Origin of the sequence: Hyphomicrobium sp. 1Nfss2.1 (assembly GCF_965243865.1) — a bacterium.
Lineage (GTDB): Bacteria > Pseudomonadota > Alphaproteobacteria > Rhizobiales > Hyphomicrobiaceae > Hyphomicrobium_A.
Genome location: NZ_OZ251603.1, coordinates 43,979 through 59,410 on the forward strand (window position 1 = coordinate 43,979; position 15,432 = coordinate 59,410).

The following is a 15,432-nucleotide window of genomic DNA, read 5'->3' on the forward strand; positions in this document are numbered from 1 at the left end:
AACGAGGCGCTCCGCCATGCCTGCATAACCCTCAGCAGCAGACGGTGGGCTCACGACCTGGGGCCTACAGTCTGGCCGCACCTGCGCCCGCTCAAGGACGTCCTCGTGAGTGCGCGGAGTAAGCGGGGCAGTCTGCCGGTAGCGATGCATCACCTTGCCGGTCTTACTGCTTCGGCACCGCCCGTCCTCAGCCGCTTGTCATCGAGGGCTCATCTCTTCTTGTCGCGGCGGTCAATATTGCGTTGACGCAAGTTCGTCCGGTCCCGACGCGGCGGTTCACCTTCTTTCGATCCGACAGCGAGCAAATCCGCCTTATCGCCGGGCCGAGAAGCGATGCCCTCCGCCCAACTCTTGATCTCAGCAAGCATTTCGGTCGGCTTGGAGCGTCGTATCGCAAATCGGCCGGCGTAGATGAGGCCGCTCGCACCGTCGACCGACAGGACATCGCCTTCGCGAACGGTGGCCTCGCCGATCCGGCAGGATCGTCCCGACGCGTCGATCTTGAGGCCGCCGCACGCGACGAGGCACACCTTCCCAAGCTGGCGCGCGACAACCGCGGCGTGCGATGTGCGCGCACCACGCGCGGTAATCAGCGCGTCGGCTTCGGCAATCGCGGCGATGTCGGCTGTCTCTGCGTTCTCGCGCAACAGAATGGCAGTGCCGTCACGTTTGACTGCCTTCATGCGGGCCGGATCAAAGACGGCAGCGCCGACTGCAATGCCCGTCCCCGCGGAGACGGCGCGCCCGATCGGCTGCACCCCCTCGGGCACGACAAGATCGAGGTATTCTATCTGGTCGAGGTCGATCCCGCTCAGTTTCTCGACTGCCGCATCCGCGGTCATGATCCCGCCGGCCACGAGATCGTGGGCTATGCGCAGGGCTGCGAGCGGCGTTCTCTTGCCGTTGCGCGCCTGCAGCATGAAGAGCTTACCGTCTTCGATGGTGAACTCGAAGTCCTGCATGTCGCCGAAGGTTTTCTCGAGAGTATCCTTGTGAGCGATGAGTTCGGCGTAGGCCTGCGGTGCGCGCCGTTGCAGCTGCTCGGCACCCAAGGCGTTGCGGCGACCTGCGACGACGTCCTCGCCCTGGGCGTTGGCGAGGTAATCGATATAGAGAGCGTCGGTCCCGTCGGCAGGATTGCGCGTGAAGCCGACGCCTGAACCCGAGGTCGGACCGGCGTTGCCGAACACCATTGCCTGGATGAGGGTCGCGGTGCCGGCGTCGCCGGAGATATTGTTGAGGGCCCGATAGGACTTCGCACGCTCGCTCGACCACGACTGGAGAACCGACTCGACCGTGGCCATGAGCTGCGCCATCGGATCTGCGGGGAAGCATTCGCCGGCGGCTTCCTCGAATACGGTCTCGTGTCGGGCCACGATCGTGCGCAGCGACAGCGTATCGAGCTCGCTGCAGGAGGTTGCGTTGGCGCTGCGCAGCTCGCTGGCGATGATCTCCTCGAACCGTCGCGGTTCCAGCTCGTGCACGACCTCGCCGTATTGCTCGATGAAGCGACGCCTGCAATCGAGGGCGAGGCGAGGGTTGCCGGTCAGCCGGCGCAATCCGGAAAGTGTCTCGGCGTTGAGACCGACGTTTAGAACGGTCTCCATCATGCCGGGCATCGAGACCGCGGCGCCGGAGCGTACGGAGACGAGCAATGGCCTCCGCGGATCGCCGAACCGCCGCCCCGTTTGCTGCTGGAGGATTTCGAGTTCGTGTCCGAGCACGGCCTCGATGCCGGCCAAAACCCGTCGTCCGTTCTGCATATAGGCACGGCACAACTCGGTGCCGAGGACGAAACCGGGCGGGACCGGCAAGCCGGCCCGAGCCATGACCATCAGGTTGAACGCTTTGTTTCCGACATCGGCACGCGCGGGCAAGTCCCGCGCGGCGTTGGAAACGACACGATAGACGCCGAATGGGCGCGATACGCTTGCGAGGCGGGCTCCCCTACTCATGCGATGACCTCTTCGAGGAGATAGGCGCGCAGCGCCTGGGCGGCGTGCATGTACGCGTCGCTGGCCGACTCGAGGCTGGCCGAGACGAGATCGATCAGATAGATCGCCCGGGCGCTCTCGACGTGCTGGGCAAGCGCGCGCCGGATCGCCCGCAGCAGCTCGTCTGCGCGGTGCTCAAGATCCATGAGGCTGCCAAACGCGGAAAGGAAGTCGTCGAAGTCATCGCATACGTCACTGCGTGAGATCGCTGCCGCGCATTCGATGCTCTTGATGAACTCCTGGGCGCAGGCGAGCACGGTGTCGGCGAGACCACGCAGCTCCTCTACAGGGGCTCCCGGAATGCCCAAAGGAGACAGGAGCTCGATCATGGACGCGGCCTCCTCGAGCTCGTCGACAGCGTCATCGGCCCCCTCGAAGAAGCGGAGCAGCGCGGCGGGGCGCTGATGCCGCTTGATATCGTCACGCGCTTCGTTGAGGAGCTGGTCGGCCATGTGCTCCCATTGCAAAGCCCGCGGGGCCAGCGCGTTGCTGGCTGCGGCGCCTGCTTCGAGGTCATCAAGGGCATCGCGCAATGTGATGGCGAGATCGAAACCCGTTTCTGCATGCCGTGTCGCGAGATCGAGAATGGCAAGGCCGGTCGTCTCGAAGTGGCGCTTCAGCTCGGCTTTGATCTCATCTGCGATCAGGCGGCGCGAGCGGCCCTGCCGCAGCCCGATCGACGCAATCTCCATGGCCCTGCACAGGAACCGGGTGGCGTTCTCCGCGCCGATGAGGTTGTCGAGCCTGTCGCCATAGCGGAGCGACGCCCCAGCGGCGTATTCCACGGCCTCTGCAAGGACCTGCTCGCCGCCTGCCTCGAGCAAGGCGCGGTGGCCGAAGTCATGCTCTGCGGCCCAATGCAAGACCTCCAGGGCTCGGTTCTTGTCGACGAAGGCGCGCAGACGCTTGCGCATCTTGTTCCAGTCGATGAGGAACACGATCCGCGAGCCGAGATGATCGAGATAGCGGCCAAGTTCGGCTTCGTCGGCAGCACGAAAGGTACCGGTGGTCAGAATGTAGGATTTGTTCTCGAGCACGTTGCTGGTCCGGTTGTCGGCGTGCTGCCAATCGACCGAGGACTCCGGGAACAGGCCAACGAAGAACTTCAACCGCGCATTATGGATGTCGGTATAGGTGACGCTGGCCTCGAGTCCGCTCACCCGGACAACCAGAACATGGGCGTCCGTCGTGCCGATATCGTTTTGCAGCAGCAGCCGCCCATCGTGCTCCGTCGCGGTCGTGGCAAGCCCGGGATGATCAAACTTCAGCGGCGCCGTTCGGTTGAGGCCCGTCATAAAGCAGGCGACCAGCCGCTTGGATCGTTCCGAAAGGTCGCGCGTGCTCGCGCCGAGAATGTTCTCGTTCGCCGTGGCGGCCTGGAGAGCATTGATCGCTTTATGTGCGTCCATGACGAGGAGGTGCGGGCTGTCGCCGCGAGAGCGGTTTCCCGACGTCATGGCGTCGATGGCGCTGCCATCAATGACACCGTCCTTTGCCAGCTTGAAATCCAGCTCTGACATACGCGCGCGGAGCGCGGTCTGTTGATCAGTGGGCAGGCATCCGAGCATCGTGTCGATGCCGGTAGCAACGCGGCCGAGGATGTCGTCTATGTGGGGAATTGCATACTGCTGAGGCGCTAGGCGCCGCGTCTCGGCAACCGTGCCGTCGAGCCATTGGTCAATCAGTTGGCTCGCCAGCCGTTCCGCCTTCAAATCCGGTACAGGAATGGCTGGATGATCGGCGTTGGCGCGCGCTGTTTGCAGAAGCGCGAAGTAGTACTTGACGTGATCGTTTGCCGTCAGCGCCTCTGCGATCCGATCTGGGAGCACGAGATCGGCTTCACCCAGTTCGGCGATGATCTTGCTTTTAGTCGGCATAGTGCTGGGCCTCCAGAGCTCAGGCCCGCAATTGCCAATGGTGATCCGTTCGGCGAAGCGTGTTCCAGCGACCTGGGAGCTGAAGCCCTATGGTCGAAGATCAACATGACAGACAGTTGACACGCGGCTGACCAAGATCAACCCGGCATCGCGGTTCATCAAACAGCTAGCGTGACGCGGCGGAGATCGATTGGAACGGGAAAGCCGTTCTCATCCGCGAAATCGCGGTGGGGATGGACATCCGCGCTGCGTGGACGGAGTACGACAGCTCCGCCAGCCGGGCTCGATGGCGTCGGTCGGTACGGCACCGGCCCAACATCAGAAGCAAGGCGGAACTCTCTTCAACAGCGGACGTGGTGGGCGACGGCATCCGCGTCGGGGATCGGGGCCGGGCAACTTCGGCTTCTGGGACTGACCAGCGAGTCGGCCGGCACCAAACCACAGGTGCGCTAAAGCCCCTTCCGCTGGTAGGAAGAGCTTGGCCTGATTTGCAGGTCAGTCTGTTGTTTGAGGCATCATGGATAGTGATCTTGAACAGACGGCGCGGTCCCTAATGCAGGACTTCGTGGCAGCTGGGCGACCGGCGGCCGAGTGGATCGATCGGCTTCCGACTGATGAAGCCAACTGTCGCGCCCTTGCTGTCGCATTCGATCGAATAGGCGTCGAAGCTTATAATTCTGACGATATTGATGTCGCGAACGATGCATTTTGGCATTTGTTTGTGCTGCGGTTGACGTTGGTGCGCGAAAATCCCGATTCGCGAGACGATCTGAGAGACTTTGCCAGCGCTGAGGATTTGCTCGGTCAGGCGCAGTTGTGGCGCGGCGATCTCGTGTCGGCGGAAAGGCTGCTTCGCGAGGCGAGCGCCTATCGGCAAGGGCTTCATAGCGACGATGAAACGGATGTGCACGCGGCCTATCTTCACGGTATTGGGCTTTGGCACCTCTCTTGGGTCGAAGCTCGCAAACGAAATTTCGATGTCGAGAAATCGTTGGTTGAACGAGCACGAGATCAACTGGCGCCGCTCAAAGAACAGTACCCCGGTTCCGCCTATATCGAGAGCGCATGCGCCGAGGTCGAGGCGCGCCTGAGTGAAATTCAAAGCAGTCAGTAGTCCAGTGCGCGAGATGCCGGCGTCGCGCCCTGCGACTACTGCTCTAGCCGGCTTAAATGCAGGACGTGAGCATTGACGCGATCGAGATCGCGAAAAAGATCGACATCTGACAGCCGGTCCACCTCTACGAGCGGACCTGGTCGGCGATCGTCTAGGGGCGCCGACCAGTTGCAGCGAATGGCAGCTATTGGGACGCACCTGCCGAGGTGACAACGTCTGCGACGGGCCAGTATCCGTGGACCTATTCGACTTTTGACTCGTCGGCGGGCGTTCTGAACGCGGGGTCGGGAACGGCGGCGGAGACCAGAAGCGGCCGCACGTCGCAACTATGCACTCGCAGGTTCTATCGCCGCCACCGGTTCCGTCTGGAAGTGCGCCAATCGGTAGAGTGCGGGCAGCACGATGAGCGTTAGAATGGTCGACGAGATGATTCCGCCGATCACGACCGTGGCAAGGGGCCGCTGCACTTCTGCCCCCGCGCCGACGCTGAGCGCCATGGGCACGAACCCCAAGCCAGCCACCAGCGCCGTCATCAGCACAGGGCGCAACCTGGTCATCGCCCCGTCGACAATAGCGGTCTCCAGCTTCGCCCCGTCCTGGCGCAGGCGGGCGATGAACGACAGCATGACGAGGCCATTCAACACGGCGACGCCCGATAGTGCGATGAAGCCCACTGCCGCGGAAATGGAGAGCGGCATGTCGCGCAGCCAAAGCGCCAGAACACCGCCCGTCAACGCCAGCGGGACGCCGCTGAAAACCACGAGGGCGTCGCGCATAGATCCGAAAGCCATGAAGAGCAGAACAAATATGAGACCCAGGGCGACCGGGACAACGACCTGAAGGCGGGCGCTGGCGGACAATAGCTGCTCGAAGGTGCCGCCGTAGTCGACCCAGTAACCGGCCGGTAGCTCGACCTCGCTGCGAACGCGGGACCTCACATCCTCGACGAATGAACCCAGGTCGCGGCCGCGCACATTGGCGGTCACCACGACGCGGCGCTTGCCGTTCTCGCGGCTGATCTGGTTTGGTCCGGGAGCAACCTCGAACGTCGCCAGCTCACTCAACGGCACATAGCCGGGTGCGTGCAGGGCAACCGACTTGGCGAGACCCGTGGTGCCGCCGTCCTCGTCGGGTTCCGGCAGGGGAATCGGCAAGCGGCCGAGCTTGTCCAAATCGGTACGCACGTCCTCAGGCAGACGCAGCACGATGTCGAAGCGGCGGTCGCCCTCGAACACCTGACCGACGACTTTGCCGCCGAGCGCCGCCTCGATCGTCGATTGCAAGGCCGCAACGTTCAATCCGTAGCGGGAGACGGCCTCGCGGTCGGGTGTGATGGTGAGCACCGGAAGCCCGGTCGCCTGTTCCATTTTGACGTCGGCCGCTCCCGGCACCTTTTGCAGCAAGGCCTCGATGCGTTTGCCAACGGCAACGAGCTGATCCAGATCGTCGCCATAGACCTTGACTGCGAGGTCGCTGCGGACGCCGGAAATCAGCTCGTTGAAACGCATCTGGATCGGCTGCGTGAACTCATAGTTGTTGCCCGGGACTTGGCGGACCGCCGCCTCGATCTCAGCGACGAGTTGCGCTTTGGGCTTTTTCGGATTTGGCCATTCTGACCGATCCTTCATGATCACGAAATTGTCGGCGACGCTCGGCGGCATAGGGTCCGTGGCGACCTCAGCGGTGCCGAGCTTGGCGACGATACGCTCGACCTCCGGGAAGCCTTTCACGACGCGTTCCAGGCTGGTCTGCATGCCGAGCGCCTGCGTCAGCGACGTGCCCGGAATCCGCAAGGCATGCAGGGCGATGTCGCCTTCGTCTAGGTTCGGGATGAACTCGCTTCCGAGGCGTGTCGCCAAGGCACCGCAAACGACGACCAGCGCGACGGCGGCGGCAACCACCAGATGCCGCCAGCCCATGGCGAATTTCAGTAGCGGCTGATACAGCCACTTGGCCCCGCGGATGATGAGGCTTTCGCGCTCGACCACGCGCCCGGTCATGAACAAGGCGACCGCCGCCGGCACGAAGGTCACGGACAGAACCATCGCAGCAATGAGCGCCATGACCACCGTGAGCGCCATGGGATGGAACATTTTGCCCTCGACACCGGTGAGGGCGAAGATCGGCAGATAGACGACGGTGATGATGAAGGCGCCGAACAGCGCCGGCTTCATCACTTCGACCGTTGCCTCGGCGGTAAGGTCGAAGCGCTCCTGGCGCGTCAGGAGCCTGCCAGTTGAGTGCTGTGCCGCCGCAAAGCGGCGCAAGCAGTTCTCGACGATGATGACGGCGCCGTCGACGATCAGGCCGAAGTCCAGAGCACCCAGACTCATCAGACTTCCGGCGACGCGATTCTCAACCATGCCGGTGATGGTCAGCAGCATCGACAACGGAATAATGAGCGCCGTCAGTATGGCCGCCCTGATGTTGCCGAGCAGCAGGAACAGCACGACCACAACCAGCAACGCGCCTTCGAGCAGGTTATTCTTGACCGTGCTGATGGTCCGGTCGACGAGTTTCGTTCGATCGTAGACCGTCTTGACGGCCATGCCTTGCGGCAAGCTTTCGGAAATTTTCTCCAGCTTCGCGGCCACCCGCTGAGAGACAGCCCGGCTGTTCTCGCCGACCAGCATGAAGACGGTTCCGAGGACGACTTCCTGGCCGTTTTCCGTCGACGCGCCTGTGCGCAATTCTTCGCCCAGCAGCACGCTTGCCACGTCGCGCACGCGAATGGGAAGGCCGTCACGCATGGCGACCACGACGCCTTCGATGTCCTTGAGGCCCGCCACCTGGCCGGGCACGCGAATGAGATATTGCTCGCCTCGCCGCTCCACATAGCCGGCGCCCACGCTCTTGTTGTTGGCGGCCAGCGCTGTGGCGATATCGCCAAGGCCGAGGTTGTAGCTCGTGAGCTTCCCGGGCGATGGCGTGATGTGGAACTGTTTGACGTACCCGCCGATCGTGTTGACCTCGGTAACCCCGGGCACGGTGCGGAGCTGCGGCCGCACGACCCAGTCCTGGACTGTCCGCAAATCCGTGGGCGTCCACGCCCTTCCATCTGGCCCCTTGCGAAGCTTATCGGGCTCGACGGTGTACATGAAGATTTCGCCGAGCCCCGTCGCGATCGGGCCCATGATCGGCTCGAGGCCTTCGGGAAGCCGACCCCGGGCCTGCTGCAGGCGCTCATTGACGAGCTGGCGCGCGAAGTAGATGTCGGTCCCGTCCTCAAACACGACGGTGACCTGAGATAGCCCATAGCGTGACAGCGATCGCGTATAGGAGAGGCTCGGTAGTCCCGCGATCGCCGTTTCAATAGGGAACGTGATGCGCTGCTCTGCTTCGAGCGGCGAGTAGCCCGACGCTTCCGTGTTGATCTGCACCTGCACGTTGGTGATGTCGGGCAGGGCGTCGATGGGCAGGCGTTGGAAATTGTAGACGCCGAGCCCGGCCAGACAGATGACGGCCAGCATGACGAGCCATCCGCGCCGGATAGAAAACCTTACGAGGCGCTCGATCACGAAAATTGTCTCCCAGCCAAGACCCTGCGACGACGATCAGTGGTCATGGCTAGCCCCGGATTTCTCAATGTCGGCTTTGATGAGGAAGCTGTTCTCGGTCACATAGTTTTGCCCGGGCTCGATGCCGCCGAGTACCTCCGTCCGCGTACCGTCCGAGGCACCGAGCTCCAGCATGCGCACCTCATAGGTGTCGCCGACCTGCGCGAAGACCACGGTGAAGTCGCGGAAGTGTTGCAGCCCGGCGTTTTTGACGGCGAGTGGCACATTGCGTTCGGAGACAGTCAGCAGACCGCGCACGAAGCTGCCCGGAAACCACTTCGAATCCTTGTTTTCGAGCACCACCCGGATGACGACGGCCTGGCTTGCCGCCTCGGCGACCGGCGTTACGTACGTGACGGTGCCCTCGGCGCGCGTCGCCTTGTCGTGGCTTTCCACGACAACCGGCTGGCCAACTTTGACCCGCTCGCGGTCGCGTCCGAACAGGTGCAACTCGGCCCAGACCGAAGACAAGTCGGCGATCTCGAAAAGAATCGCTTCGGCCGTCGTCGTGCTCCCGATATTGGCGGCCCGCGCAACCACGACACCATCGATGGGGGAAACGACGGTGTAGTCCTGCAGCGAGATATTGCGGTCGATCGTCGCCAAAACCTCACCCGCACGCACGCTTTGCCCGACCGTCTTATTGACTGATTTGACAATGCCGGGGAAACGTCCGCCAACCTTGGCATTGCGATCCTCATTGAGCGAGATGACCCCGGACACGTCGATGACGTCCTGGATTGCTGCCGGCCCGGCCTTCTCAATCTTGACGCCGGCGGTGTCGGCCGCCTTGGCCGAAATCTGCGTCCGCCCCTCATAGGACGAGTAGTTCCATTGGGAGGTTTTGCCGTCTTTATCCGCACGCACGCTCACATCGAACGAGTGAGGTTCGACAACGGTCTGGCTACTTTTCAAGTAGTCCTCTTGCGGCGTGAACGTAATCTTGTCGGTGCGGTTGCCGAGACGGCCAAGGTCAATGGCGAGACTGACATCCGACGGTGCAACCGGCTTGCCTGCGAGGTACGGGTAGACGTGGAACTCGGGCGGCACGCCCTCCTCGAAGATCGTGATCTCCAAGGCGAAGTCGCCATCCCGCAGCATGCGTCCACGGTGTGGGCCGCGTTCGAAATCGGCTGCTGGCGCAACGGCACCATGTCCGCCTTCTTCGTGGGACGCGTGATCGTGGCTATCGCCCCCGGATCTGATGGCCATGCCGACGCCGACAAACGTCAGAGCAGTGAGAACGAGGGTGAGAAGCTGGCGCATTGCAGTGTTGTTCTTCCGTGGCACGGCTACGGTCATGGAGATCCGCCTGCTCGGCATTTGTGGTCAGTGGGCATGTGTGTGCGGCTTTGTTGTTCTGTTGGCGTATGCGTGCGGTTGGGTTGCGGCGCTGCCAGGTGCGGAGCCGTGAAGGCGCACGTTCGCCACCGACAGCGCCGGCAGGTGGGCGAACAGCTCATGTTTGAGGCTCTCTCCGATCCGCTCGGCGTCAGCCACGGATAATTTGTCGTCGACCAGGATCGCCACGTCGGCATGAAGTTGGTGGCCGAGCCACCGCGCCTTCACGTCCAGCACACGTCGGATGCCGGCAACATGCTCGGCCGCGTGTTGGATTTCGCCCACCGTACCGGGCTCTACGCCGTCCAGCATGCGCGTCAGGACGGAGCGGGCGGACTGCCAGACGATGCCGAAGATCGCGATGGTGATGATGAGACCGACGATCGGATCGGCCAACGGGACACCAAGCCAGACGCCGACGGCTCCGGCGACGACCGCCAGACTGGTGAGGCCATCGGTACGGGCGTGGTAGCCGTCGGCGATCAGCGCCGCGCTGTTGATCTCGCGGCCGACCCGAATGCGGAATACGGCGACGGCCTCGTTCCCGATAAAGCCGATGACGCCCGCAATGGCCACCCACAGCAGCAGGGTGATGGGCTGCGGATGGAATATGCGGTCGATGGCTTCATAGCCGGCGAGCAGTGCGCTCAAGAGAATGATGAGGACGATCGAGATGCCGGCGAGGTCCTCGACCCGCCCGTACCCGTAAGTGAAGGTGGAAGTCGGTTTACGCCGCGCCAGTACGAACGCGATCCACAATGGGATGGCGGTTGTCGCATCGGCGACGTTGTGGATGGTGTCGGCCAGCAGAGCCACGCTGCCGGAAGCCAGCACCACCAGCACCTGCAATGCCGCCGTGACGGCAAGGATGATAAAAGACCACTTGATCGCCCAGATACCGCGCTCGGTCGTGGCGATTGTTGCGTCGATCACGCCATGGGTATGCCCATGCGGGCCATCATGACTATGACCGTGGCCGCGACCATTAACGGTGTTGCCGCCTTGCGTTGGATATCCGAACCAGTACCGCTCCCTATCCAGCATGAAGGCCCTCATAGGTATTTTGCTAGCGCCTTGAACTCCCGCAGCGCGGCACGCGAGGTGGGCGACCCATCGACGGCGCTGTCGTCGAGGCAGTGCTCCATGTGGTCGTGGATCAGTTCGCGCTTGGCATTGGCGATCGCGCGCTCGATGGCGTGCAGTTGCTGGGCGAGCTCCAGGCAGGGGCGGTGCGCCTCAATCATGCCGATAAGGGAGCGCAGATGCCCCTCGGCGCGCTTCAGGCGCTTGATGATGTCGGGATGACTGGCATGTTTCATCCTCATATCCTATCCAGGGGGATAGGTAAGGTGCAAGCACAATGCGCTGGCTGATCGAACTACAGCACTGGCTCTACGGGAGCATGGGTGCCGGCCTCAAATCCGCCGAGGACGTGAGCGCGCTCCCAGCCATGCTGATATCGGCGATGCTCTTTGGAGCCGTGCACGCCTTCATGCCCGGCCACGGCAAAAGCGTGCTCGTCTCGTATCACCTGGGCCGCCCCGGCCGACTTCGCGACGGCGTGCTGACCGGCATGGTGCTGGCGCTGACGCACGTCGGATCGGCGGTAATCTTCGTCATGCTGGGCGTCGCCGTCATAAGCCGGTCACTGGCGCTCGCCGGACGAGCACCGGCCTTCGAGACCGCCAGCGCGGTGCTCATCATTGCGACCGGCCTTATCTTGCTGTGGCGAGCGGCGCGGCCGCACATCCACAGCCACGCCGGCGATGGAAAGATGCTTGCCTTTGTCACCGGGCTTATTCCCTGCCCGCTGACGACGTTCATCCTGACATACGCCATCGCCAAGCATCAGCTCGCGATTGGCTTCGCCGCAGTGGGAGCCATGACCATAGGGGTGATCGCGACGATCGCCAGCTTCGCCGTTGCCGCCGTCTTCGCCCGCGAACGCTTCATGGGGTTGCTGGCGAGAACGGAGTGGCTGCGGCTACGGCTGGGCCGCGGCTTCGAGCTGGCCGGCGCATGCGCCGTTATCGTGCTTGGGATCGCCATGTTGAACCGCTGAAAGGCACCGTTCTCGGATTTGCAACGTCCGCTTGTTGGGCACGAGCGGTCATCGCAATCGCCCGCATGCATGCCCGCTTTGGTCAGCATCGACCGCTAGGCGATGGGCAAGTTTGGCCGGTCCACCCCCAAGACCAGACCTGACCAAAGGCGTCATCTGCCATCACGCATACGGGGTGCGCGATGTCCGTTTGTGGGACGAACCGATCTCACTGCTTGGCGGAAAGAGGTTGCCGGGCCGCCGACGAGCAGCGGTCTGCATTGACGTCGCGGTTCTCCATTGTTCGCCTCGTGCTGCGTCACAATTCGCTTGGCGCTGGGGCCAACGAATTGAACCTCGGCACTGCGGGGCGGCGGCCGACGAGCTGATCCGGCCGCAGATTGAGATAGCGTCGCAGCATCTTCCAATCCTTGTGGCCGGTGACCAGCGACACCTCCGGGATGTCGAAGCCTGCCTCGAAGAGGCGGCTCGTCGCCTCGTGACGCAAATCGTGAAAGTGCAGGTCATCGATGTTTAGCTCCTGGCATCCGCGACGGAACGCGGCGCCGAGCGAGCGCGGATTATAGGGGAATACTCTGTCGCCCCCCAACCCCAACGCCTGCTGCTCACGCAGCAATGCGATAGCGTCATAGCCCGTGACGTCGAGCAGGGGGACCTTCTGGTGATTGCCTGACTTCCGGCGAGGATCTTTGCGGTTGCGCACTATCGCGAGCTGCGCGGTAAAATCGACGTCGGTCCAGAGGAGGGTGCAGATTTCCTCCTGTCGCATGGCGGTCGCTACCGCGAACTTGACGAGACGACCGAGAGGGATGGTCTGCCGCGGATTGTTATCGTGGAGGAGGATGATCCGGCTCAGCTCATCAGGTGTGGGACGGCGGTCGCGTTCGTTGCCCTTCGCGACGAGGTTGAGCCGACGCAGAGCAACGCGCGCCAGCTTAACCTGATCGGTCGGGACCTCCATGCCATGCACGGCGGCGGCGTGGACAAGGATCGTCTGGAGGTAGCCGATGTCGATGCCGATCGTGGCGGCGCCGGCCCCTTGCTTGGCTCGCTGCTTAGCGTAGGCGATGATGCGTTCGCGGGTCAGACCGGCAAGCTTCTCGGTGCCGAGATCGCCTTTAAGCTTGTCGAGCGTGTAGGCCTTACTGCGCATCAGAGGTTTGCCGACCTCGGCGAGGTCGCGCGTATGCAAATCGATGACGAAGCCGAACGTCGTCGACGCATCGCCTTCCACGCCCACGGCGCTCCTGCCGCGGCTGACCTTGCCTTCGGCTTCGTTAGCCCAGGCTTGCGCCTCCCACTTCAGCCGGAAGGTGCGCGAGGCATGTTGACCCTTCCGACGGACCTGCGCTCGCCAACGGCCCGAGGGTAGCTTAGTGAGACTTGCCATGCTTTTCAGGTGGTTACATGGCAGCGTGCACGAAACGAGCACACGAAGGGTGAGAAAAGGTGCTTGGAGATGGGGGCTGGAGCGCACAAATTCGTGCGAGATTTCGGGCCCGTACGTCCCTTGAGACTTGGCCGCCGGCGTGAGCAATTCGTGCACACGGAAGCTGAGAAATGGTGGGTAGAGGTGAGAACAGATGCGAACAAACGTGTGCACGCTCTCGTGCCAGCCCGCTGATAGATAAGGAGAATCGGTGCAATACCAACCGCATAGGTTCTCTGTCGCTCCTATGATGGATTGGACGGATCGGCACTGCCGCGCCTTCCACCGTCAGTTGACGCGCCATGCCTTGCTCTACACCGAGATGGTGACAGCACCCGCGATCCTCTTCGGCGACCGCTCGCGCCTGCTGGGCCGCTCGGACGAGGAGGGGCGCGTCGCGCTTCAGCTTGGCGGCTCCGACCCCAAGGCGCTCGCCGAGGCCGCCGCCATCAGCGCCGGCTATGGCTATTGCGAGATCAATCTCAACGTCGGCTGCCCGTCCGACCGTGTGCAGGAAGGCCGCTTCGGCGCCTGCCTGATGGCCGAGCCCGACCTCGTCGCCGAGTGCGTCGCCGCCATGCAGGGCCGAGTCGACGTGCCCGTCACCGTAAAATGCCGCATCGGCATCGAGGATCAGGACAGCGAGAGCGATCTGCATCGCTTCATCGCCACGGTCGCTCAGACCGGCTGCCGCACGTTCATCGTGCATGCGCGCAAGGCTTGGTTGAAGGGATTGTCGCCGAAAGAGAACCGCGAAGTTCCTCCGCTCGATTATGATCGCGTCTATCGTTTGAAGGCCCAACATCCCGAGCTGACCATCATCATCAACGGTGGCATCACCGACCTCGACGCCGCAGCCCGGCACCTTGAGCACGTCGATGGCGTCATGCTGGGCCGCGCGGCCTACCAGACGCCATACGTGCTCGCAGATGTCGACCGCCGCTTCTTCGATCCGGCAGCGCCCGTTCCCTCGCGCATCGACGCCATCGAGGGCATCATCCCGCATATCGAACGGCACTTGGCGAGCGGCGGCCGCCTCAACAATGTGGTCCGCCACATGCTCGGCCTGTTCCACGGCGAGCCGCGCGCGCGCCTTTTCCGCCGTCACTTGAGCGAGAACGCCCCGCGCGCCGATGCCACGATCGCGACGCTGCTGGAGGCCGTTTCGCTCGTCGATCCATCCTGGCAGTCGCTCGCCGCCGAATAGGAGTTTCCGTCAGATGGAGATCGGGCTTTCCGCGGGCGGCCTTACTGCGCTCATCGCCGGCCTGCTTATTGCCGGCCTCGTTGCGGGTTTCCTCGCCGGCCTTCTCGGCATCGGCGGCGGCGGCGTCCTCGTTCCCGTCCTCTACGAAGCGCTCCGCGCGCTCGACGTCGACCCCGCCATCCGCATGCATCTCGTGCTGGGAACGTGCCTCGCCATCATCGTCCCCACCTCGCTCAAATCATTCGCCGGTCATCGCGCGCGCGGCTCGGTCGATATCCCGCTCTTGAAACGCGTCGCGCCCTATGTCGTCGCCGGAGTCGTTCTCGGCTCCATGACGGCAAAGGTCGCCAGCGGCGAAGCACTGAAATGGGTATGGGTGATCGCCGCCACGACCGTCGCCATCAAGATGGCGCTGGGCCGCGAGGACTGGCGCATTTCAGATCATCTGCCGCCTTCGCCCTGGCCGCAGATCGGCGGCCTGCTCGTCGGTTTCATCTCGACCCTCATGAGCATCGGCGGTGCGACATTCGTGGTGCCGTTGCTCACGCTGTTCGGCAAGCCGATCCTGCAAGCGGTGTCGACCGCCGCTGGCGTAGGCCCGCTGATCGCCATCCCCGGCGTCATCGGATACATGTGGGCTGGCTGGGACGCATCCGGCCTGCCGCCGTTCTCGATCGGCTACGTCAACCTGCTTGCCGCGGTGATCGTCGCGCCGTTGAGCGTCTGGGCGGCACCGTTCGGCGTACGCATCGCCCACCGCATCCCCCGCCGCACGCTGGAGCTGGCGTTCGCCGCGTTCCTGGCGACCATCTCCACGCGCTTCCTGATCGACCTGCTCTGGTGAGCGCCGC

The 15,432-nt window shown here is 63.3% G+C and carries 10 protein-coding genes and 1 pseudogene; 4 read left to right on the forward strand and 7 right to left on the reverse strand.

The annotated features are described in order from the left end of the window. Positions 1-209 precede the first annotated feature (209 nt). A complete protein-coding gene (locus ACP15D_RS00200) occupies positions 210-1,955 on the reverse strand; it encodes a PEP/pyruvate-binding domain-containing protein (RefSeq protein ID WP_424955566.1) in 1,746 nt (581 codons plus the stop codon). Next, positions 1,952-3,871 (reverse strand): DUF47 family protein, encoded by a 1,920-nt coding sequence (locus ACP15D_RS00205; RefSeq protein ID WP_424955567.1) that lies wholly within the window; start codon positions 3,869-3,871, stop codon positions 1,952-1,954. The genes ACP15D_RS00200 and ACP15D_RS00205 overlap by 4 nt, the downstream gene beginning before the upstream one ends. A gap of 517 nt (positions 3,872-4,388) precedes the next feature. Here ACP15D_RS00205 and ACP15D_RS00210 point away from each other — a divergent pair. After that, on the forward strand, positions 4,389-4,985 hold the full coding sequence (locus ACP15D_RS00210) for a hypothetical protein (RefSeq protein WP_424955568.1): 597 nt from the start codon (positions 4,389-4,391) through the stop codon (positions 4,983-4,985). 326 nt (positions 4,986-5,311) lie between these two features. On the opposite strand, the gene ACP15D_RS00215 is transcribed toward ACP15D_RS00210, so the two are convergent. The 4 genes and pseudogenes from ACP15D_RS00215 to ACP15D_RS00230 all read right to left on the reverse strand — a co-directional run bounded on the left by ACP15D_RS00215 (position 5,312) and on the right by ACP15D_RS00230 (position 11,202). Continuing rightward, positions 5,312-8,503: an efflux RND transporter permease subunit gene (locus ACP15D_RS00215; protein ID WP_424955569.1), complete on the reverse strand. Its 3,192-nt coding sequence runs from the start codon at positions 8,501-8,503 to the stop codon at positions 5,312-5,314. 36 nt (positions 8,504-8,539) lie between these two features. Further along, the gene (locus ACP15D_RS00220; RefSeq protein WP_424955570.1) at positions 8,540-9,844 is read right to left on the reverse strand and encodes an efflux RND transporter periplasmic adaptor subunit; all 1,305 of its coding nucleotides are present in this window, start codon (positions 9,842-9,844) and stop codon (positions 8,540-8,542) included. A 114-nt stretch (positions 9,845-9,958) separates the two neighbouring features. After that, positions 9,959-10,927 (reverse strand): annotated as a pseudogene (locus ACP15D_RS00225) (cation diffusion facilitator family transporter); the annotation flags it as partial. An 8-nt stretch (positions 10,928-10,935) separates the two neighbouring features. After that, the gene (locus tag ACP15D_RS00230; protein WP_424955571.1) at positions 10,936-11,202 is read right to left on the reverse strand and encodes a metal-sensing transcriptional repressor; all 267 of its coding nucleotides are present in this window, start codon (positions 11,200-11,202) and stop codon (positions 10,936-10,938) included. A gap of 41 nt (positions 11,203-11,243) precedes the next feature. On the opposite strand from ACP15D_RS00230, the gene ACP15D_RS00235 reads away from it, so the two are divergent. Next, the gene (locus tag ACP15D_RS00235) at positions 11,244-11,945 is read left to right on the forward strand and encodes a hypothetical protein (protein ID WP_424955572.1); all 702 of its coding nucleotides are present in this window, start codon (positions 11,244-11,246) and stop codon (positions 11,943-11,945) included. A 298-nt stretch (positions 11,946-12,243) separates the two neighbouring features. On the opposite strand, the gene ACP15D_RS00240 is transcribed toward ACP15D_RS00235, so the two are convergent. Beyond that, complete coding sequence (locus ACP15D_RS00240) at positions 12,244-13,335, reverse strand: tyrosine-type recombinase/integrase (protein ID WP_424955573.1); 1,092 nt, start codon at positions 13,333-13,335, stop codon at positions 12,244-12,246. 250 nt (positions 13,336-13,585) lie between these two features. Here ACP15D_RS00240 and dusA point away from each other — a divergent pair, with 250 nt between their 5' ends. Both dusA and ACP15D_RS00250 read left to right on the forward strand, forming a co-directional pair. After that, the gene (gene dusA / locus ACP15D_RS00245; RefSeq protein WP_424955574.1) at positions 13,586-14,581 is read left to right on the forward strand and encodes a tRNA dihydrouridine(20/20a) synthase DusA; all 996 of its coding nucleotides are present in this window, start codon (positions 13,586-13,588) and stop codon (positions 14,579-14,581) included. A 13-nt stretch (positions 14,582-14,594) separates the two neighbouring features. Then, positions 14,595-15,425, forward strand: coding sequence for a sulfite exporter TauE/SafE family protein (locus ACP15D_RS00250; protein ID WP_424955575.1), 831 nt, complete (start codon positions 14,595-14,597; stop codon positions 15,423-15,425). Positions 15,426-15,432: the final 7 nt, after the last annotated feature.